Source organism: Aeromonas sp. 600479, from assembly GCF_049175515.1.
GTDB lineage: Bacteria > Pseudomonadota > Gammaproteobacteria > Enterobacterales > Aeromonadaceae > Aeromonas > Aeromonas veronii_A.
The window spans coordinates 143,920-164,725 of record NZ_JAAKVF010000007.1 but is presented as its reverse complement, the minus strand read 5'-3'; the positions used below and the strand labels follow the sequence as shown (position 1 = coordinate 164,725).

At 59.2% G+C, this 20,806-nt stretch carries 18 protein-coding genes and 1 tRNA gene; 13 read left to right on the top strand and 6 right to left on the bottom strand.

What is annotated here, in order from left to right:
- The first annotated feature begins 97 nt into the window (after positions 1 to 97).
- From G5149_RS10235 to yjjG, 3 genes are all read left to right on the top strand, one after another.
- Positions 98 to 174 (top strand) — tRNA-Met (locus G5149_RS10235).
- Between the two features lie 171 nt (positions 175 to 345).
- Positions 346 to 1,845: a leucyl aminopeptidase family protein gene (locus G5149_RS10230; protein ID WP_337073826.1), complete on the top strand. Its 1,500-nt coding sequence runs from the start codon at positions 346 to 348 to the stop codon at positions 1,843 to 1,845.
- Positions 1,846 to 1,859: 14 nt separating this feature from the next.
- A complete protein-coding gene (gene yjjG / locus G5149_RS10225) occupies positions 1,860 to 2,543 on the top strand; it encodes a pyrimidine 5'-nucleotidase (RefSeq protein WP_421212383.1) in 684 nt (227 codons plus the stop codon).
- A 74-nt stretch (positions 2,544 to 2,617) separates the two neighbouring features.
- On the opposite strand, the gene G5149_RS10220 is transcribed toward yjjG, so the two are convergent.
- The 3 genes from G5149_RS10220 to dusC form a co-directional block, all read right to left on the bottom strand.
- A complete protein-coding gene (locus G5149_RS10220; protein WP_232307774.1) occupies positions 2,618 to 3,325 on the bottom strand; it encodes a substrate-binding periplasmic protein in 708 nt (235 codons plus the stop codon).
- A 158-nt stretch (positions 3,326 to 3,483) separates the two neighbouring features.
- Positions 3,484 to 3,852: a TraR/DksA family transcriptional regulator gene (locus G5149_RS10215; RefSeq protein ID WP_005346040.1), complete on the bottom strand. Its 369-nt coding sequence runs from the start codon at positions 3,850 to 3,852 to the stop codon at positions 3,484 to 3,486.
- A 97-nt stretch (positions 3,853 to 3,949) separates the two neighbouring features.
- Positions 3,950 to 4,894, bottom strand: a complete 945-nt coding sequence (gene dusC / locus G5149_RS10210; protein ID WP_288728722.1) for a tRNA dihydrouridine(16) synthase DusC — start codon at positions 4,892 to 4,894, stop codon at positions 3,950 to 3,952.
- 218 nt (positions 4,895 to 5,112) lie between these two features.
- Between dusC and G5149_RS10205 the strand changes: the two genes are divergently transcribed.
- From G5149_RS10205 to nfo, 5 genes are all read left to right on the top strand, one after another.
- Complete coding sequence (locus G5149_RS10205) at positions 5,113 to 5,490, top strand: YbaN family protein (protein ID WP_236348754.1); 378 nt, start codon at positions 5,113 to 5,115, stop codon at positions 5,488 to 5,490.
- Between the two features lie 134 nt (positions 5,491 to 5,624).
- Complete coding sequence (apt, locus tag G5149_RS10200; protein WP_288728721.1) at positions 5,625 to 6,170, top strand: adenine phosphoribosyltransferase; 546 nt, start codon at positions 5,625 to 5,627, stop codon at positions 6,168 to 6,170.
- 172 nt (positions 6,171 to 6,342) lie between these two features.
- Entirely contained in the window at positions 6,343 to 8,922 is a 2,580-nt protein-coding gene (dnaX, locus tag G5149_RS10195) for a DNA polymerase III subunit gamma/tau (RefSeq protein WP_421212382.1), read from the top strand.
- A 114-nt stretch (positions 8,923 to 9,036) separates the two neighbouring features.
- Positions 9,037 to 9,366, top strand: coding sequence for a YbaB/EbfC family nucleoid-associated protein (locus tag G5149_RS10190; RefSeq protein WP_041210739.1), 330 nt, complete (start codon positions 9,037 to 9,039; stop codon positions 9,364 to 9,366).
- A gap of 320 nt (positions 9,367 to 9,686) precedes the next feature.
- A complete protein-coding gene (nfo, locus tag G5149_RS10185; RefSeq protein WP_216978875.1) occupies positions 9,687 to 10,529 on the top strand; it encodes a deoxyribonuclease IV in 843 nt (280 codons plus the stop codon).
- Positions 10,530 to 10,625: 96 nt separating this feature from the next.
- On the opposite strand, the gene G5149_RS10180 is transcribed toward nfo, so the two are convergent.
- Entirely contained in the window at positions 10,626 to 11,531 is a 906-nt protein-coding gene (locus G5149_RS10180) for a LysR substrate-binding domain-containing protein (RefSeq protein WP_335840825.1), read from the bottom strand.
- A gap of 102 nt (positions 11,532 to 11,633) precedes the next feature.
- On the opposite strand from G5149_RS10180, the gene G5149_RS10175 reads away from it, so the two are divergent.
- From G5149_RS10175 to G5149_RS10160, 4 genes are all read left to right on the top strand, one after another.
- Complete coding sequence (locus G5149_RS10175; protein ID WP_216978873.1) at positions 11,634 to 12,626, top strand: TDT family transporter; 993 nt, start codon at positions 11,634 to 11,636, stop codon at positions 12,624 to 12,626.
- 255 nt (positions 12,627 to 12,881) lie between these two features.
- Positions 12,882 to 13,871 (top strand): lauroyl-Kdo(2)-lipid IV(A) myristoyltransferase, encoded by a 990-nt coding sequence (gene lpxM, locus G5149_RS10170; RefSeq protein ID WP_337073821.1) that lies wholly within the window; start codon positions 12,882 to 12,884, stop codon positions 13,869 to 13,871.
- A gap of 149 nt (positions 13,872 to 14,020) precedes the next feature.
- Positions 14,021 to 15,016: a lauroyl-Kdo(2)-lipid IV(A) myristoyltransferase gene (locus G5149_RS10165; RefSeq protein WP_337073820.1), complete on the top strand. Its 996-nt coding sequence runs from the start codon at positions 14,021 to 14,023 to the stop codon at positions 15,014 to 15,016.
- Between the two features lie 195 nt (positions 15,017 to 15,211).
- Entirely contained in the window at positions 15,212 to 16,072 is an 861-nt protein-coding gene (locus G5149_RS10160; RefSeq protein WP_005346020.1) for a PA4780 family RIO1-like protein kinase, read from the top strand.
- Between the two features lie 143 nt (positions 16,073 to 16,215).
- On the opposite strand, the gene G5149_RS10155 is transcribed toward G5149_RS10160, so the two are convergent.
- Both G5149_RS10155 and G5149_RS10150 read right to left on the bottom strand, forming a co-directional pair.
- On the bottom strand, positions 16,216 to 17,448 hold the full coding sequence (locus G5149_RS10155; RefSeq protein WP_337073819.1) for a GGDEF domain-containing protein: 1,233 nt from the start codon (positions 17,446 to 17,448) through the stop codon (positions 16,216 to 16,218).
- Positions 17,449 to 17,711: 263 nt separating this feature from the next.
- Positions 17,712 to 18,206 (bottom strand): prolyl-tRNA synthetase associated domain-containing protein, encoded by a 495-nt coding sequence (locus G5149_RS10150; protein ID WP_421212381.1) that lies wholly within the window; start codon positions 18,204 to 18,206, stop codon positions 17,712 to 17,714.
- Between the two features lie 166 nt (positions 18,207 to 18,372).
- Between G5149_RS10150 and G5149_RS10145 the strand changes: the two genes are divergently transcribed.
- The gene (locus tag G5149_RS10145) at positions 18,373 to 20,799 is read left to right on the top strand and encodes a DNA polymerase II (RefSeq protein ID WP_270904849.1); all 2,427 of its coding nucleotides are present in this window, start codon (positions 18,373 to 18,375) and stop codon (positions 20,797 to 20,799) included.
- Positions 20,800 to 20,806: the final 7 nt, after the last annotated feature.

Sequence of the window (20,806 nt, the reverse complement as noted above, 5' to 3'; positions counted from 1 at the left end):
CCCGCAACCAACTTTTCGTCAGCTTGCGATTGTGTAAAGAATCGAAAGTAGACAAACGCCATCAAGCTACTGCTCGGCTTGAGGGTGACAATTCGGACGCGGGGTGGAGCAGCCCGGTAGCTCGTCGGGCTCATAACCCGAAGGTCGTCGGTTCAAATCCGGCCCCCGCAACCAATTCTCTGAACGTTACCTTCCTGCATTGCCAATCATTGAACAATCCTTCTTGATGCTCGTCACCATCTGGTGATTGCTGCTATTTCTGACGCTTTTTCAAGACCAAAACTGGTCGTATCAACCATTTGTTGGGTATCATCAGGTATCTCTTCATGGATGAGGCTCTCGCCTGTGATCACACCCTTCACTTATCTTCCTCCTGCTATTGAAAGCCGGGATGCCACGCTGGCCGAAGCCCTTGCCCAGGGACTGCCGTTGCAACTGCTGCTGATCGCCGAAGAGCAGAAGGAGGCATTACTGTCGTTACCAGCCCTGTCGGGGATCAACACCCAGTTGGCGCTTGGGCAAAAAGCACCCTTCACCCTGATGCATGGTTCCACCCTGTTGCTGGTCATATTTGTGGCTGGCAATGTGACGCGGGATCACCGTCTTTATAAGCAGGTCAGAGGCTGGATAGCCCCTCTTTCCGGGCTCAAGGTTGAACGGCTCGGGCTGCATCTGGAAGGTTTTTCCCCCTCCGAGCGGGTGATGCTGGCAGAATTGATGTTGTCCGCTCTGTTGGCCGCCAACCTTTCGTTGCCGACCAGCAAAAGCCGCAGCGGAAGTGGCTGGAGCTATCAGCAGTTGTCTGTTTCTCCTGCGGTGGTGCTGGATCTGGCTCGTATCTATAGCGAAGCGGGGGGCAATGGATTGGCCCGTCATCTGGCGGTGTTGCCCGCCTCCGAGCTGACGGCGGCCAGCTATCGCGAGTTTGTCAGCCAGCTTGCCCATGACGAAGGTTGGCAGTGCCATCACTATGATCAGGCACAGTTGGCCGAGCTGGGGGCCGGCGCCTTTTTGGCCGTCGCCCGTGGCTCGGAAGATAATCAGGGTGCCATGGTCAAGCTCAGCTACTACCCACCCAAGCCGGTGCGCCGTATTGCGCTGGTGGGCAAGGGGATCTGCCATGACTCCGGGGGCTATAACCTCAAAGTTTCCGGCAGCATGTATGGCATGCATCTCGATATGGGGGGTAGCGCAGTGGCGCTGGGTGCTCTCTACGCCATCAGCCGTGCTCAATTACCCTACGAGGTGCACTGCTGGCTGGCCATTGCCGAGAACCATATCGGCCCTCACGCCTATCGTCCAGGTGAAGTGGTGACCGCTATCAATGGCATCTCCATAGAGGTGGTTGATACCGATGCTGAAGGGCGAATGGTGCTGGCCGATACCCTGGTAATGGCGGCGCAGGATACCCCTGATCTGCTGATCGATTATGCGACCCTGACCGGGGCGTGCAAGCGGGCGCTGGGCAGCCGCTATAGTGGCGTCTTTACCAATCGCAGTGAATGGCTGGCATCACTGGTCAAGCTGGGTCAGCACAGTGGCGAGCGAGTTTGGCCCTTCCCGCTTGATGACGATTTCGACGACAACATCGAGAGCGAGTGGGCCGATCTGTTGCAGTGTGCGCCGGGCAGTTCGCCGGATCACATTGATGCGGCCCGTTTCCTCGCCCACTTCGTGCCCGAGCAGACCCCCTGGCTGCACTTCGACCTGAGCGGTTTTCGCAACAAGGGGGGCAATGGGGTGGTCTCCAGCGAAGTGACCGGCTTTGGTGTGCGTCTCACGCTGGATCTGCTGGCCAGCCCGCTTGGCAGAGTAGGTCGCCAAGCCTCTGAACAATCTGAATGATAACAAGGATTTATGTGAAACAACCAAGCTATGACTGGGTGCTGTTCGATTTGGATGAAACCCTGCTCGATTTTCCGGTCGCCTCTGCGCTGACGCACACTCTGCAGATCTATGGCGTACAGGCTGATGACGCCAGTATGGCGCAATACCACGCTCTCAACCACGGGCTCTGGCAGCAATACAACGACGGCGAGATCGATGCAACGGCGTTGCAGCAGACCCGCTTCTCCCTCTTTGCCCAGCAGGTTGCCGCCGATCCCATGGCGATGAACAACACCTTTCTGGAGCAGATCATTGCCCTTAGCATGCCTCTCGAAGGGGTGGTCGAGACCCTGCAGCAGCTACGCAGCAAGGTGCGGATGGGGATCATCACCAATGGTTTCAGCGTGCCTCAGCGGGGGCGGCTCGGTAAACTGGGTTGGAGCGAATGGTTCGAGCCGCTGGTGATCTCCGACGAGATCCGGGTGACCAAACCGGCGCCAGCCATTTTCCAGCACACCCTCTCGCTGATGGGGGCTCCGGATCCTGCCAGAGTGCTGATGGTGGGTGACAATCCCAAGACCGATATTGCCGGTGCGGCTGCACAGGGGCTTGCTACCTGTTGGTATAACCCGCGCAAGCAGGGTGACGAATGTGATGCCACCCACGAGATCCATCACTTCTCCCATCTAACTGACATCGTGCTCGGTCAGGAGTGAAGATTAAGTTGTGCATGATGTGCCGTTGAAAGGAACCCGCTTAGAGAACAGGAGAGCCATCGGCTCTCCTGTTGTTATTCTGCGAGCGAGGTATGGGTGTAGCGGGTCAGGATCTGTTGATATTCTGGACTTTGCTTGAGTTGGTCAATCGCCTGATTGAGTCGATCCAGCTGTGCTTGCGATGTGCTCTTTTTGCTGAGCATAAGATGGACTGGGGTGCGCTCGATACGAAGCAGGATATGGAGCTGTTTCAAGGTAATGCCCTGATCTTTCCACTCTTGCAAGCTGTTCGGGTCGAGGATAAACCCCTGGATCCGCCCGCCATTGAGCATCTTGAGCAGTTGCTCCAACGTGAACCGTTCCTGCAGCCGAGGTTGAACTTTGGGGTCGGCGACAAGGCGGCGGAACGCCTCACCGTAGTCAAACCCCTTGAGCAGGCCGATATGAAAATCGGGAGTGTTGATCAGCTGCTCCAGAGTCGTGATCTTGCGCCAGCGCGGTTCATCCTCTTTGCGGATGATGATGACCGTTTCCTCTTCCCGATAGGGGTGGCTGAAGCGGGCATATTGCTGCCGTTCGATGGTGATGTTGGCTGACATGGCCAGTTGTACCGTGCCAAATTCTAATTCGTGCAGTACCCGGGTCCATGGCATTTCAATGAAACGGGGTTGATAGTCAGCCCGCTGCAGGATGGCGTTGAGCAGTTCGATATCCAACCCTTGCAACTGATGCTGTTCGTTGCGATAGCTGAACGGTTGCCAGTTGCTCCAGCCAACGACCAAAGACTCCTGTGCAGTAACCTGGCAGCATAAACACCATAACAACAAGAGTCTGTACACGACTCATCCCCTCGAACCGGCTCATATAGTCGAGTATTGGACAGGAATGGGAGTGTCACCAGTGATACGGTAAAGAGAGGATGCACCGGCAGGTGCATCTTTCAGAGCTCGTGGGCGTGGAATCCCTTGCGATAACGGGCTTCGCAGCGCGGGCAGCGTTGCAGGGTCGGATCCTGTTCCAGCTGTTCAATGGCCAGCGGCTCTTCACAATCGGAGCAGAGGCCATAGAGGCCGAGATCCATCTGGCAGAGTGCTGCATCGATCCGCTTGAGGCGGGCCACGCTCTGCTCTACCTTCGGCAGATCAAGCCGACTGGTCAGTTCTACAAGTTGATCCTGCTCGCAGTGACCGACCTGTTCGGCCCATTCATCACGGCGGCAGGCTTTGAGCTGACCGATCAGCGTTTCTCGTTCTTGGGCCCAGTCGGACAGCAGGCGATTACGCCAGCCAGCCAGCTGTGCTTGCGTCATTTCACACACATTATCCCCCACAGGACAGACAGCAGTTTCGGGGCAGTATAGGGATCCGATAACTCTATCAAGATGACATGCGTCAAGTTAAACGTGGTTAGCCGTGGCTTTTGGCCGCTTGCAGCAGGGCATCGCGGATGGGGTCGGTCTCTTTGAGTATCCTGATCTCCTGAAACAGCAGGTCCGCTTCGGGATATTCCCGCTTGAGATAGCTGAACCACTGCTTGATACGGCTGGGGTAGTAGTCGGCTTTTTCGCTGGCCAGATCCTGCTCGGTGTAGCTCACCATCAGCTGCAGCACCTCGGCCCAGCTCATGTGCGGGCAGCCGGTTTTCATCACATTGGCCAGATTGGGCAGGGAGATGGCGCCGCGCCCTACCATCAGGGCATCGCAGCCAGAGACGCTGGCACAGGTGAGGGCATCTTTGTGATCCCAAATTTCGCCGTTGGCGGTGACGGGGATGGGCAGGGCGCGGCGAATGGCGTCCACATACTCCCAGTGGGCGGGGGCCTTGTACCCTTCGCGCTTGGTGCGCGCATGAACGGCCAGCTCGTTGGCGCCCCCCTGGAAGACAGCCTGGGCGTTCTCCAGATAGAGCTCCTTGTCATCGTAACCGAGCCGAATTTTGGCGCTCACCGGCAGATGGGCGGGCACTGCCTCGCGTACCGCTTTGACGATGCGGTAGATGGTCTCGGGCTCTTTGAGCAGCACCGCACCGCCCTTGCTCTTGTTGACCGTGGGGGCGGGGCAGCCGAAGTTGAGATCGACCCCCGGGGAACCGAGCTCGATGGCGCGCACAGCGTTCTCGGCCAGCCACTCGGGATGTTGCCCCAGCAATTGCACCCGCACCGGGGTGCCTGCGCGGGTTTTGCCATCTTGCAGCAGTTCAGGGCAGAGGCGATGGAACACCTTGGCGGGCAGCAGTTGGTCGACCACCCGGATAAATTCACTCACGCAGAGGTCGTAATCATTGACGGAGGTGAGTACCTCCCGCATCAGGTGATCCAGCACCCCTTGCATGGGGGCCAAAATAACGCGCATAACCGGTTCCGAAGGACAAACAGAGAAAAAAGAGCGCAGATTGTAGTGGTAACGGGGCTGGTTGTCAGCCGTCACGCCATGGGAATGGGCAGGTTCAGGTCATTACTGGTTCACAAGCCCTGTAATCCGGGGCATCAGTTGCCGTGATAATGGGAATCGTTGTCAACATGGGGGCTGATCCTGTTAGGATGGCGCAAGAGCATGCAAGAGGGGCTGCGATGAAACGTTGGTGTTTGATGGGGTTGGGCTGGCTGGCATTCGTAACTGGCATCATCGGCATAGTGCTGCCCCTGTTGCCGACCACGCCCTTCATGCTGCTGGCGGCGGCGCTATTTGCCCGCTCGTCCCCCCGTTTTCACCACTGGCTGCTGGCCCATCCCTGGTTTGGCCCACCCATTGCAGACTGGCAGCAGTATCGCGGTATTCGCCGTCATGCACGGCGGCGCGCCATTATCTTCATTCTGCTCACCTTCTCGGTGTCGCTGGCGGTGGTGCCACTGCTGTGGGTCAAGGGGTTGCTGGTTATCATAATGGTGATCCTGCTCACTTGGTTAATGCGCCTGCCGGTGCTGGAGCCAGTTGCAATGGTGAAGTGAAGTCCCTAAGCTATTGCAGCAATAATGCTATGGAGTCGGCCTGTCATTTTTGCGTGACAGGCTTTTTTATTTCCCGCAGAAGGGAATTGAGAAAAAATGGCCACCCCTGGGTCAAAAAAATAAGCGGTCAACACATGAATCCGGAAACCCTGAAATTTATCGAAGCAAGCATCAAGACCATTCCCGACTATCCGAAGCCGGGCATTCTGTTTCGTGACATCACCAGCCTGATTGAGAACGCCGAGGCCTTCAAGGCCACCATCGATCTGCTGGCCAATCATTATCGTGATCAAGGGATCACCAAGATTGTTGGCACCGAAGCTCGCGGCTTCATCTTTGGCGCGCCGGTTGCCTATGCCATGGGGCTGGGCTTTGTGCCGGTCCGCAAGCCGGGAAAGCTGCCCCGCGAAGTGATCGAGGAGTCCTATGCCCTCGAGTACGGCACCGATACTCTGCAACTGCACACCGATGCCATCGTGCCCGGTGACAAGGTACTGGTAGTGGACGATCTGCTCGCCACTGGCGGTACCGTCGATGCCACCGTCAAGCTGATCCGCCGTGCCGGTGGTGAAGTGGCCGATGCGGCCTTCATCATCTCCCTGCCCTCTCTCGGTGGTGATGCCCGCCTGACTGCCTCTGGTATCAAGGTGGTCTCACTGGTCGAACTGGCTGGCGAGTAATGCCTCTTCGGCCCGATCCTCTGCATCGGGCCTGCGTTGAACCGATGCCTATGTGGGCATCGGTTTGAAAATCAAGCGATCCCTCCCGCTCTGACCGATAGCCGATACAGCCAGCCCGCCATTTGTGTTAGCATCCGGCCTCAATGCCCTGTCTTCCCTGCATGATGGATTTATGAGCTATCAGGTTCTGGCGCGTAAATGGCGCCCCCATACGTTTGAACAAGTGGTTGGTCAGCAACATGTGCTGACTGCCCTGACCAACGCCCTGGATCAGGGACGGCTGCATCACGCCTATCTGCTGAGCGGCACCCGCGGCGTCGGCAAAACCACCATCGCCCGTATTCTGGCCAAGAGCCTCAACTGCGAGCAGGGGATCAGCAGCCATCCGTGTGGCGTCTGCGATACCTGCCGCGAGATCGATCAGGGCAACTTTGTCGACCTGCTGGAGATTGACGCGGCGTCCCGCACCAAGGTGGAAGATACCCGCGAGCTGCTCGACAACGTGCAGTACCGTCCGGCCCGCGGTCGCTTCAAGGTCTATCTCATCGACGAAGTGCACATGTTGTCGCGCCACAGCTTCAACGCGCTGCTGAAAACCCTGGAAGAGCCGCCCCCCTATGTGAAGTTTCTGCTGGCCACCACGGATCCGCAGAAGCTGCCCATTACCATTCTCTCGCGCTGCCTGCAGTTTCATCTGAAGAGTCTGGATCAGACCCAGATCGCTAAGCAGCTCGAATGGGTGCTGGATCAGGAGGGCCAACCCTTCGAACCGCGCGCCCTGCTGGCCTTGGCCAAAGCGGCTGACGGTAGTATGCGCGATGCCCTGAGCCTGACCGATCAGGCGCTGGCCCACGGCAATGGTAGTGTCCGCCTCGACAGCGTGCTAACCATGCTGGGTACGCTCGATCACCGTCATCTGCACCAGCTGCTGGAAGCCATTTTGCGGCAAGATGCGCCGGCAACCATGGCCAAGATCACCGAGATCGCCACCCTTGGTCCCGATTTTGATCAGCTCCACGCAGAGCTGGAAGGCTTGCTCCATCGCATAGCCATGGCCCAGCTGCTACCTGCCAGCGTGCAGGAGCAGGGGGCGGATGCTGATGCCCTGCTGCAACTGGCCAAGGCGATGAGCCCGGAAGAGGTGCAGCTCTGCTACCAGATTGTGCTGGGTGGCCGCAAAGATCTGCCCTGGGCACCTGATGGCCGCACCGCGCTGGAGATGACCTGCCTGCGGATGCTCGCCTTCTCGCCAAGGCGCGATGCCCTGCATCCTGCCAGCCTCACCGCATTGCCCCCGTCAATGACAAGCAGTGCAACTCCGGTAGTCTCTTTGCCGGGAAAGCGCCCGGCCGCTGAATCGGCCGCTCCGGCACCGATCAGCGGCGCCGTGCCTGCACCGTTAGCCAGCCCTGTTGCTACCAGTGCTGTGCCCGTGGTGGATCTTTCCCTGCCTGCGATGACTGATGACACCGGCAACCTCGCAGACAGCGAGGAAGAGGCGCAAGCCGCCGAGCTGTTCAGTCAGCAGGATGAGCTGCTGCGCGAGGCGACCGGTATGGGTTATCAGGCCGAGTCGGCCACGCTCTCTGGCGTGAATAGCGGCATGGCGGTTGACGCTGCGAGTTGGGGAGAGAGGGCTGCTGCAAACCCGACACTTTCGGTACCAAGTGACGCCGCTCAGATGGCTGCAGGGGAGATGGCGCCTGTACAGATGAATTGCGCTTCGACTGCGCCAGCTCCGGAAGTGCTTGAGCCAGTCTCGGCGGTGTCGACCATGCAGAGTCTGCTGGGCAAGCGCAATATGCTGCGTAGTCGTCAACGTGGAGAGAGCAGCGCGCCAGCACCTGCGCCCCGTGCGGTGCCGGTTGTGCCTGTGCGTCAGGCTGCTGTCCCTGCGCCAGATGCGAAGCGTGCAGCGTCGTCTGCTATCAGTCAGGCTGCAACCCCAAGTGGCTCCGCCATGGGGCAGTTTGGCGAGCAGCCACCGGTGGATCTCTATACCGACAGCTACGACGAGTCCAGCGATAACGGGGATTACGAGGAGTACCTCAGCCAGAGCTTTATGGCCTCGCCAGTGCCGGATCCTGTTCGTAGTTCATCCAATCACACCACACCTACTGCGATCCAACCCGCGCAGCCGACCGATCTGCCACCCTGGGATCTGGAGGGGCAGCCTGCTTGGCATGATAGCGTTCGTCAGGAACCAGCACCGCTGGCACCAGCTCTACTGCCCCAGGTTCAACTCGAGAGTGAGCCTGCTCCTCCTCAGCCGGTGATGGAGACCATCGACTGGGATGAGCTCGAGAGCGACAGCGAGCCGCAAGAGGGGGAGGCGACCCGCCTTATTCCCTCCTCGTTGCTCAATGGTTGTGGTGACGCTTGGGCCGAGTTGATTGCTCACACCCAGGTGGGTGGTCGGCTGCGCCAGCTCGCCATCAACTCGGTGATGACGCGGGAAGGGGATAAAGTCCTGCTAACCCTCAAGCCCGAGCAGCGCCATCTGGTGAGCGACAAGGCGCGCGCCGATCTGGCCGAGATCATCGGGCCTGCGCTGGGGCAACCGGTACAGGTCGAGGTAACGCTCGGTGTGGTGCCTGACAAGGAGACTCCCCTTGAGATCGAGCATCGCCTCTATCTGGGGGTACGCGAGCAGGTGACCCGGGATCTGGAGCAGGATCCCAACGTACAGTTTTTAGTTCAGCGGTTTGGTGCCGTGCTCCATCACGAGAGCATCGAGCCCCTCAACCGCTAAATTCCGTGGCCGGGAGCTGGCTCCCGGTTGAAAAGCAGTTTGGCTGTCCCCATCTAGGACAGACAAGCCCACAGCCCGGCGCTGGATGCCGGATTTCAAGACGAGAGACGACATATGTTTGGTAAAGGTGGAATGGGTAACCTGATGAAACAGGCCCAGCAGATGCAAGAGCGTATGCAGAAGATGCAAGAGCAGCTTGCCCAGATGGAAGTGACCGGTGAAGCCGGTGCCGGCATGGTCAAGGTCACCATGACTGGTAGCCACAGCGTCCGTCGCATCGAGATCGATCCCTCCCTGATGGAAGATGACAAAGAGCTGCTGGAAGATCTGGTTGCCGCCGCTTGCAACGATGCCGTGCGCCGCGTGGAAGAGCAGAATAAGACCAAAATGGGCGAACTGACCGGTGGCATGCAACTGCCGCCAGGGTTCAAGATGCCGTTCTAAGGCGACTTTCCCCGCGCATTCTTGCTCCCTTGTCGCTAGCCATTCTGGCCATGGCAAGGGATACGTCCGAGGGACCCCAAAACGCAGCAGTTATCGCCCGTGCGATAGCGCTGCGTTTTTTATGCATGCTATGCAGGTATGGACCGGATGGATCAGCCCCCTTGTGGGGAGAGGTGGCCACCACACAGGTAAATTACGTCGTGAATTGCTACGCCTCGCAGAAGGGGGCGCTATTTGTCGATACCTGCTATCGGATATCCCGGTTTGGCCCGGAGGGGCGGGATCGGCATAATGGCGGCTTGCCGTATTGAGGAGATTGTATGAAATATATCGGAGCCCACGTCAGTGCGGCCGGCGGGGTGGAGAATACCATCGCCCGTGCCCAGGCCATCGGGGCCAACGCGTTTGCCCTCTTTACCAAGAATCAGCGTCAGTGGCAGGCGGCCCCCTTGTCGGATGCCACCATCCGCGCCTTCAAGGCGGCCTGTGACAAGGCCGGTTTTCTGCCGCAGCAGATCCTGCCCCACGACAGCTATCTCATCAACCTGGGCCACCCGGATCCCGATGCTCTGGCAAAATCCCGCGATGCGTTTCTCGATGAGATGAAGCGCTGTGAGCAGCTGGGGCTTTGCTATCTGAACTTCCATCCAGGTAGCCATCTCAAGCAGATCCCAGAGGCGGCCAGCCTCAAGCTGGTGAGCGAGTCGATCAACTGGGCACTGGAGCGCAGTGAAGGGGTAACGGCGGTGATCGAGAACACCGCCGGGCAGGGGACCAATCTCGGCTGGTCGTTCGAGCACCTCGCCACCATCATCGAGGGGGTGGAGGACAAGAGCCGGGTCGGGATCTGTTTCGATACCTGCCACGCCTTTGCCGCCGGCTACGATCTGCGCACCGCCGAGAGCTGTGCCGCCGTCTTTGCCGAGTTCGACCGCACGGTGGGTTTTCACTATCTCAAGGGGATGCATATCAACGGTGCCAAGTGCACCTTCGGCAGCCGGGTCGATCGCCATCACAGCTTGCGCGAGGGCAATCTGGGGGAGGCGGTATTCCACCACATCATGAATGATGATCGCTTCGATCGCATTCCGCTTATCCTCGAAACTATAGACGAGTCCATCTGGGGTGAGGAGATCAGCTGGTTGCGCAGTCTGGCGCAGTGATACCGAACAGGTGAATCAAAGAGAGGGAGCCGTGGCTCCCTCTCTGCTTTTTCTGTCATTGGCGGGCGGGCCGGCCAGCGGCGCTCCGAGCGGGCGTTACTCTGCGTGGCTCACCTCGGCATCCTTCACCTGAGCTCGGCAGAAGTGGATAAAGTGGCGCAGGGAGGTGGAGTGGTACTTCTGCTTGTGCCAGATAAGGGAGAGCTGGCGCGGGAAGCGACGGGAGAGGGGCAGGGCGATCAGTCGCCCATCTGCCAGGCGATCCGAGGCTGCCAGCCGGGAGATAAAGGAGATGCCAAGCCCCTTCTCCACCGCCAGCATCACCGCCTCCAGGGTGTTGAGTTCAAGCCCTGGTTGCCAGCGGGGCAGCTCGGGCTGGATCTGCTGGATAAATTGCTCGCGACTGCCCGATTGCGCTTCACGCAATACCCAGGTCTCGCCCCCCAGACGGGAGAGGGAGAGCTCCTTCTTGTTGGCAAGCGGGTGACCGGGTGGGGCCACCACCAGCATCTCGTCCTGCAGCCAAGGTTCGGCGAGCAGGTCGGGGTGGTGGTTCTCCCCCTCGATCAGCGCCATATCCAGCTCGAAGTTGGCCAGCGCATGACAGAGCAGGTGAGTGTTGTTGATGGTCACCTTGGGGGGGAGCCCCAGCTCCTGTTTGCTGCTGGCGAGCAGGGTGGGGAGCAGGTAGTTGCCGATGGTCTGGCTGGCACCAAGGCGCAACTGGCCGCTCGGCTCGGCATCGGGGCTGAACAGGTTCTCGATATCCTGCATCCGGGTCAGCAGCTCTTCGGCGGCCGGTTGCAGCAGGCGCCCCTCGTTGTTGAGCTGCAATCTGGGGTGAATGCGGTCAAACAGCGGGGTGGAGAGCTGGCGCTCCAGCTCCTGCAGCGACTGGGAGACAGCCCCCTTGCTCAGGCATAGCTCGTTGGCGGCAAGGCCAAGATTGCCATAGCGGGCAATGGTGGCGAACACTTTCAGCTGCTGCAGGGTCAGTTTCATTGTGTTTGGTTTTCCTGAATGATTGATTCAATTCATTTAGATATCGTAAACGATAAGGGGCCATTATCCTATCGCCATCGTCATCAATAGAAAGGTGTCATCATGATCGCAAGAACCCGTAAATCACTGGCTGCCGCCCCAACCCCTATGGCGGGTTTGGCGCTGGGCATCGCCAGCCTTGGTTGGTGTTGGGAAAATGCCGGTCACTTCGATGGCCGGATGCAGCTGCTGGGCGCCGCCATTGCGGCCGTGCTGCTGGTGATCCTGACCTTCAAGTTTCTGCTTCACCCCCGCCTGCTGTTGCAGGATCTCGCTCACCCCGTGGTGGGTAGTGTGGTACCGACCTATGCCATGGGCACCATGGTGGTCTCGAAAGCGCTGGGTATGATTGCACCGCAAGCGGGCGAAGCCCTCTGGCTGTTTGCCGTGGCAGTTCACCTGCTGTTCCTGGCCACTTTTATCTGGCATCGCGCCAAAGAGTTTGAAATCCACCACATGGTGCCGAGCTGGTTCGTGCCGCCGGTGGGGATCATCGTGGCTGACGTCGCCTTCCCGGGCGGTCAGTTTGCGCCGCTGGCCAACGGTCTGCTCTGGTTCGGGATCATCTGCTACGGCCTGATGCTGCCGCTGATGCTCTATCGCCTGATCTTCAGTCATGAAGTGCCGGATGCCGCCAAACCGACCATCGCCATTCTGGCTGCCCCTGCCAGCCTCTCTCTGGCCGGTTACCTGACCGTCAACCAGGAGCCGTCACTGCTGCTGGTGGCCGTGCTGCTGGGGATTGCCATTCTGATGACCGGTATCATCTATCTGGCTTTCATCAAATTGCTGCGTCTGCCCTTCTCGCCAGGTTATGCCGCCTTCACCTTCCCGCTGGTGATCGGTGCCACTGCCCTGTTCAAAGTAGCCCATCTGGTTGAAGGGTTTGCGCAAGGGAGTCACTACGTTGAGCAGATAAGATTGCTGGCCCACTTCGAGCTTGGGGTTGCTACCGTGATCGTCGGGTATGTGGCGCTGCGTTACCTGATGTTTTTTCTGCCGCAGCGTGATACCGAAATGAATAACGGCATTACCCGCCAGGGTGCTCATCGCTGACGCTTGACGATGTGATATCGAAAAATGGTCAAGCAGTGCGCTCCGAGAGCGACGGGATAAACGGCCAGTCATACGATGGTTGGACCAAGAGCCACCACTCTGGTTGTGTAACGAACAAAATGCCCCGTAGTGCGGGGCATTTTTTTGTGGTTCTTTGACCTCGCGCTCGTGTCGGGCTGCTGGCCATGGAATTAACTGGTATTACCTGTCAGGATGACTACAATGCAGCACAACTTTTTTGCTTGACCCCGAATCATGTCTCCCCAAGATCCCGTATTTAATTCCTCCTTTGAAACCCGTTTTCTGCATCCCCGTTACTGGTTCAGTTGGCTGGCCCTCGGCGTATTGATGCTGCTGGCGTTTGTGCCGGTACGATTGCGCGATCGTTTGGCCGATGCCCTGGCGCCGCTGGTGTTTCGCGTCTCTAAAAAACAGATCTATATCGCCAGAACCAACCTAGAAATCTGCTTCCCGGACAAGAGCCCGGAAGAGCGGGATGCCATTGCGCTGACCTCGATCCGGGTCGGCCTCAAGAGTTTGCTGGGATTTGGCGAGTTCACCATGCGCAGTCAGCGTTATCTGATGAGCCGGATGCAGGTGAGTGGCTGGGAACACATCGAGGCTGAGCGGGTTGCCGGTCGGCCGGTGATCCTGGTGGTTCCCCACACCTGGCCGGTGGATGCGGCCGGTTATTGCTTCACCCAGCGTGGGGTGCCGATGTGCACCATGATGAAACGGGCGCGCAATCCGGTGTTTGACTGGCACCTCAACCGGGCGCGAGCCAAGAACGGTTGCCGCGTCTATGAGCGCAGCGCCGGGATCAAGGCGGTGATCCGAACCATCAAGAGTGGTCGCAGCTTCTTCTACTTGCCGGATCAGGATCATGGCCGCGAGAAGAGCATCTTTGCCCCTTTCTTTGGCCACCCCAAGGCGACCCTGCCAGCTTTGCCCCGTCTGGTGCAGGTGAGCGGCGCCAAGGCGGTGCCGCTACTCGCCTGCTATGACGAAGAGCACCACTGCTACCGGTTGGAGATAGATGCGCCGTTTGACAACTATCCCACCGAGGAGGTGATGGCCGATACCTGTCGGATGAACGATATGGTGCAACAGCAGCTGACGCGCCATCCGGGCCAGTACATGTGGTTCCTCAAGATCTTCGATACCCGTGAAGATCAGGAGGGGCCGGATGGCCTCTACGAAGCGGGGATCCAGCGGATCCGCAAGGGATTGTCGCCCCATGGTTGACCCTGACACCGGATTTATTGAAATGGCCCGTTGTGGGCCATTTTTTATGGTCACTCGTCTGATCAGTACCTGCTGATCGGCGGACAGCCTGCTCAGGGTAGAAAAAAATGTCAGGATAACTACAATAACCGCTTGTTTTTGATGACTTGATGGCCGCCATGTCCCCGTTAGATCCGGTATTTGATACCTCATTTCATATTCGCCTGCTGCATCCCAAATGGTGGGGCAGCTGGTGCGCGCTGGGCCTGCTCTCCCTTTTGGCATTTACTCCTGCAAGGCTGCGGGATCGTTTTGCCGATCTGGTCTCTCCAACCCTGCTGCGTTTCTCGAAAAAGCAGGCCTATATTGCCGACACCAACCTCAGGATCTGTTTTCCCGAGCTGGACGCCGCCGCACGGCAGGCACTGCTGCTCAAATCGATCCGGGTCGGTCTCAAGACCTTTATGGGCTTTGGCGAGCTCAGCTGGCGCAGCAAGGCTCGCCTGACCCGCCGCGTCAAGGTGAGCGGCTGGGAGCATGTGCAAGCGGAGCAGACCGCAGGCCGTCCGGTGATCCTGGTGGTGCCTCATACCTGGGCGGTCGACATGATTGGTCGCTACTTCTCCATGATGGGCATCGAGATGTGCACCATGATGAAGAGCCCGAAAGATCAGGTTTTTGACTGGTACATCAACCGCGAGCGGGCCAAAGGGGGCAAGGTCTATGAGCGCAGTGTCGGTATCAAGCCGGCGATCAAGTCGATCCGCGCTGGCGCCAGTTTTTTCTATCTGCCGGATCAGGATCACGGCCGCGAGGCGAGCGTGTTTGTTCCCTTTTTCGGCCGCCCCAAAGCAACCCTGCCGGCGCTGCCCAAGCTGGTGAAGCTGACTGGCGCCAGAGCGGTGCCCATCTTCGCCAGCTATGACGAGGATGAGGGGTGCTATCTGTTGGAGATCGAGCCGCCGTTTGACCCTTATCCCACCGCCGATCTGCTGGCAGACGTCAACGCCATGAACCGGGTAGTGGAGATGCAGGTGGCACGTCATCCCGAGCAGTACATGTGGTTTCTCAAGATCTTCGAAACCCTGGAGCATCAGGAGGGGGATGACGGACTCTATGAAGCGGGTATTCAGCGTATTCGTCAGGGCTTGCCGCCCGAGCCTTGAAAATTGGCCCGCTTGCGGGCCAATTTTGTTGGCATCGAGATCTTTCGTATGTGGTCTGTTGCCGGTGGTTTTTAAGGTGAACGGGTGGACAAAAACAGCGCAAACAGGGGATAACAGGGTGTCTTATGTCAGGGATAGGCAGGTGCGTGTGCGCGGAGCTATCTTCGAGAGCGGAAATAGGGTAGAAGGGCGGCCATGAAAATTCCAAATCGAATCCAACCTCTGGTTGATGACGGCCTGGTCGATGAGGTCGTCAGCCGGTTGATGAGCGGCAAAGAAGCCGATGTCTATGTGGTGCGCTGCGGCGACGAGATCCGTTGCGCCAAAGTTTATAAAGAGGCATCCAAGCGCAGCTTCAAGCAGGCCGTGGTCTATCAGGAGGGGCGCAAGGTGCGGGGCAGCCGAGATGCTCGCGCCATGGAGAAGGGCTCCAAGTACGGTCGCAAGCAGCATGAAGAGGTGTGGCAGAACACCGAAGTCGATGCCCTGTTCAAGCTGGCGGCGGCCGGTGTGCGGGTGCCACAGCCTTATATCTGCCTCGATGGCGTCCTCTTGATGGAGCTTATCACCGATGAGGATGGCAATGTCGCGCCACGCCTCAACGATGTGGCGCTCACTCCCGAGCAGGCGGTCATCGATCACCACAAGGTGATCCGCTATGTGGTGCGGATGCTCTGCGCCGGCCTTATTCACGGCGATCTCTCGGAGTTCAACGTGCTGGTGGATGAACATGGCCCTGTCATCATCGACCTGCCCCAGGTGGTGGATGCCGCCGCCAACAACCAGGCCAAGGCGATGCTGGAGCGCGACGTCAACAACATGCGCAACTACTACGGCATGTATGCACCCGAGCTGCTCAAGACCCGTTATGCCCAGGAGATGTGGGCGCTGTTTGAAGATGGCAAACTGACCCCCGAGAGCGAACTGACCGGTCACTTTGAAGAGAGCCGCGCCGCCATCGATCTCGATTCGGTGCTGCAGGAGATCGAGAGCGCCGAAGAGGAGGCCTATGCACGTCAGGCCAGGCTAAAGGCTGAGCAGGAAGACAGCTACTAACGGTTTTGCCACGTTCGCAAAAAGAGCGCCTCCGGGGCGCTCTTTTTATTGTGCTATCTGCCTGGTTGACTCCTGTCGGGGTGATGGCATGACAGAGAGTTGGCAATATGGTGGAGACATCTATTCTATCCGGCCAGCAGGGCTCATGAGAGAAGATGATCGGGCTGCAGTGGCTGCGGTTCGCTGTGGTGGGGCTCCTGCACACAGGCCCGTTGCCTTCCTGTCTGTTTGGCGGCGTAAAGCGCACGATCGGCCCGCAGGTAAGCGTGCTCGAATCCCTCGTCAGGATGCAGCGAGGTGAGGCCGATGCTGAGGCTGATGGGGCCACCGGCCAGCTCCCGCGTCGCATCGGCGATCTGTTGCTGCAGGGTGTGGCAGTAGTGAGTGAGATCCAGTGGCTGCGCGAGCAGCAGCGCCAGCTCATCGCCGCCAAGCCGACCGGCCACCCCCTCGGCAGGCAGGGTATTGGCGATCACCTGCCCCACGGCCCGCAGCATGTCATCACCGGCGGGGTGGCCGTGGCGGTCGTTGATCTGCTTGAAGTTGTCCAGATCGATCAGCAGCAGCTGGCAAGGGGATGTTGTGCCGCCGCGCTGTGCCACTTGTTGTTCGAAATAGTGGCGGCTGAACAGGCCGGTCAGTTCATCCTGATTGGCGCGCAGCTCCAGTTTGCGCTGAGCCTGCATTAACGCGTGCTGTTGGCGTGTATGAACCAGGCTCAGCAGCAGATAACTGCGGGCGATGGTAAAGAGCAGGCTGAGCAGTATCACCGGCCCGAGCAGGGGGTCGGTGAAGGTATTGGCCGCCAGTTCGGGGTACCAGAGGTGTTTGGCGATCCGCAGCAGTTGCAATAACAGTTGCAGGCCGAGCAACAGGATGGCAAAGCGCAGTACCCGATAGACAGGGACCAGCCGCTGGTAGCGCCAGAGCTGCCAGATAAGCAGCGCAATCTGCAGCGAGAGCACGCCGGAGAGTACGATGATCCGGCTGTGAACATCAGAGAGGGGGTGCTGCAGGGCGGTCAGGGCAAACAGGGCGAAACCGCCGAGGGTAACGGCGGGAAGCAGCCAGCCCAGCTGGTCCGCTTCACGTCGAAAGAAATGACGCATCCCCCTTTCATAGAGCGGGATTGTCGTCATCAATAGCAAGTTGGTGCAGAGAATATTGGCAAGGGAAGCATCTCCCTCAAGGGGGCGCAGCAGCAGGCAACTGAATGCCCCCGCGATTACAAGTTCCCCCGCAGACCAGTAGCTCAACGCTCGGATATGGCGATGGGAGTGCCACATGGCGGCGAAAATGGTGGCGACCCCCACATGTGACAGCGTGACAAACAGCACCAGACTCAACAACTGGGCCGAGGAAAACAGACTTGGCATCAAGGGGCTCTCTGGGAAGTCACCTGTGGACGAACGGGCGATGGGGTATCGCCCGCTGGCAGGATCCGATCACAACATGAATTCAACCTATGATCAATTGGTTAAATGGTCGAATCTGTTTGCTCTCTACTTCTTGCACGATGGCCACAGCTGACTCGATTTATCAGGGGATAAAGGGAGATCTTATTGTTTTATCGGGCAATTGTGCTGCGAGAAATATGGCCGTGTTGGCGACACTGTTGCCCCCACCGCCAGCCCTCGTGTTAATCGCAGGTTGCAGCAGGCAAGCGCATTACGATGGCCTCCCTGCCCAGATGGGTCAGCAGACGGCGCACGTCGTCGAGGCGGATGATCAGAGTGGCGGTGTTGACCAGCGGATGGCACTGCACCTGTTCGGCCTGCCAGATGGCTTCGTCTACCACCAGCTCTACCGCTTTTCCCCTATCGCGCACCATGGCGAGCAGGGTCACCGAGCCCGGGGTGAGGCCGAGCACCGCATCGAGTCGCTCGGGTGAGCCAAAGCTCAGCCGTTTGACCCCGAGCATGGCTGCCAGCCCCTTGAGGTCGACCCGGTTCTCCTCCGGACTCACCACCAGAAACAGCCGCTCGCTTTTCGGGTCGCGCAAAAAGAGGTTCTTGGTCTTGGCGGCGGGCAGGTCGGGCAGCAGCCTGCTCGCCTCCTCACAGGTATACACCGGGGGATGTTCAACACGCTGGTAGGGGATAGCCAGCTGATCCAGCAGGGAATAGATTGCCACAAAGACTCCTTTTGTCGGCGAAGAGTGGTCAGAACGGGATGGGCGGGAATAACGACCGGATCGAGCTTACCAGTTTGACTCCCGCCTCGCAGCCAGCGTGACGATTGCGAGCAGGTACTGTATGAACGTACAATGGTGCTATTCTCGGACAGCCCCTTTACGCTTCATGACTGCAACCCAGCCCACCGTACCCGCCACTCCGCCCCTCGACGGTTTTATCCTGACCCGCCACGGTCGGGACGTGCGCGGTCGCAACGGGCAGGCTGCAACCACCGAAATCGTGATGTGGCTCTGGAGCGCGCAGGGGCCGGTGCGGGTGGTGGTGCCGGGGCAGGAGCCGGTGTTCTTTTTGCCACAGAGCCATATGGCAGAAGCCGCCGAGCTATTCAAAGGGGCCGGGGTGAGCGGGCGGTTTCGCCGCCTGCCGATGCACACTTTCGATGGCCGCCCTGTGGTGGGCTGCTATTTCGCCACCCTGAGTGCCTTTCACCGCGCCATCGAGCTGCTGCTTATTCGCGGGCTGGAGCACTTTGAGGCGGATATCCGGCTGCCGGAGCGGTTTCTGATGGAGCGTTTCATCACAGCTGGTGTGCGTTTCGATGGCCGGGCGGTGAAGAAGGGAGGCAAGCAGGGCTACTGGGAGGTGAACGAGGCGCGCTGCGCGCCGCAGGCGGTGACGCCAACCCTCTCCTGGGTGTCCCTCGACGTGGAGTGCGCCATGGACGGTGCCCTCTTCTCGGTCGGCCTTTACAGTGAACAGGATGCGCGGGTCATCATGATCGGCACCCCGGAATCGGATGCCGAGAGCTGGGGCACTCAGGTCCAGTGGGTAGAGGACGAGAGCGCCTTGCTGAGTGCGCTGGAGAACTGGTTCAGCCTGCATGACCCCGACCTGGTGATTGGTTGGAACGTGGTCAATTTTGACTTTCGCCTGCTGCTACGCCGCGCCGAGCTTAACAAGCGGCGGCTGCGGCTCGGGCGGGGGCGCGAGCTCTGCTTCTGGCGCTCGTCACGGGGCGATCCCCAGACTGGCAACGTCATTATCCCCGGGCGCATGGTGCTCGATGGCATCGATACCCTGAAAAGCGCCACCTGGCAGTTTGCCAGCTATAGCCTGGATGCGGTGGCGAGCGAACTGCTCGGCCGTGGCAAGGATATCGAAGATGTGGCCAATCGGGGGGAGAAGATCACCGAACTGTTCCACTCCGACAAGGAGGCGCTCGCCCGCTACAACCTGGAAGATTGCAAGCTGGTGTGGGAGATCTTCGATTTCTGCCACCTCATCCCGTTTGCCATTGAACGCGCCTCCCTCACCGGCCTGGAGCTGGACAGGGTGGGGGGCTCGGTGGCGGCCTTTACCAACCTCTATCTGCCGCGGCTCCATCGCGGCGGCTACGTGGCCCCCAATCTGCCAGCCGACGGTGGGCTCGCAAGCCCAGGTGGCTATGTGATGGACTCCAAACCCGGTCTCTATCGCCATGTGCTGGTACTCGATTTCAAGAGCCTCTATCCCAGCATCATCCGCACCTTCTGCATCGACCCCATGGGGCTCATCGAGGGGCTGCAGCATCCCGAGCACGCTATTCCGGGCTTTCGCGGCGCCATGTTCTCCCGCGAGCGGCACTTCTTGCCGGAGCTCATCGCTACCTTGTGGGCGGCGCGGGATCGGGCCAAGGCCGCCAGCAACAAGGCGCTCTCCCAGGCCATCAAGATCATCATGAACTCTTTCTACGGCGTGCTGGGGTCGGGGGGCTGCCGTTTCTATGATCCGCGCCTTGCCTCATCTATCACCCTGCGTGGCCACAGCATCATGCAGCAGACCCGCGAGTGGATTGAGGCGAAGGGGTTCGAGGTGATCTATGGCGATACCGACTCCACTTTCGTTCATCTGGGGCGCGAGACCAGCCCCGATGAGGCGGACGAGATCGGCCAGCGACTGGCGCAAATGATCAACGATAACTGGGCTGCACTGATCAAGCGCGAGTTCGATCTGCCGAGCTATCTGGAGATCCAGTACGAGACCCACTACCGCCGCTTTCTGATGCCCACCATCCGCGGCTTGGAGAAGGGCAGCAAGAAGCGCTATGCGGGGCTGGTTGGCAAGGCCAGCGAGGGGAGTGAACAGCTGGTGTTCAAGGGGCTCGAATCGGTGCGTACCGACTGGACCATGCTGGCCAAGCAATTCCAGACCCGCCTCTATGAGCTGGTGTTTCACGATGAAGATCCCAGCGGCTATGTGCGCACCATGGTGGATGAGACTCGCGCCGGTCGTCACGACGATCTGCTCATCTACCGCAAACGGCTGCGCCAGAAGCTCGAGGAGTATCAGAAGAACGTGCCACCCCATGTGCGGGCGGCGCGGCTGGCCGATGAGGAGAACCTGCGTCGCGGTTTGCCCCTGCGTTATCAGCATCGGGGCTCCATCGCCTATCTGATGACCCTCAATGGCCCAGAGCCGCTGGAGTACCGGCGCAGCGCCATCGATTACGAACACTACATAGACAAGCAGTTGCGGCCCATTGCCGATGCCATTCTGCCCTTTATCGGCGAGTCGTTCGACCGGATCTGTGGTCAGCAGCTGGATCTTTTCTGATTGGTGC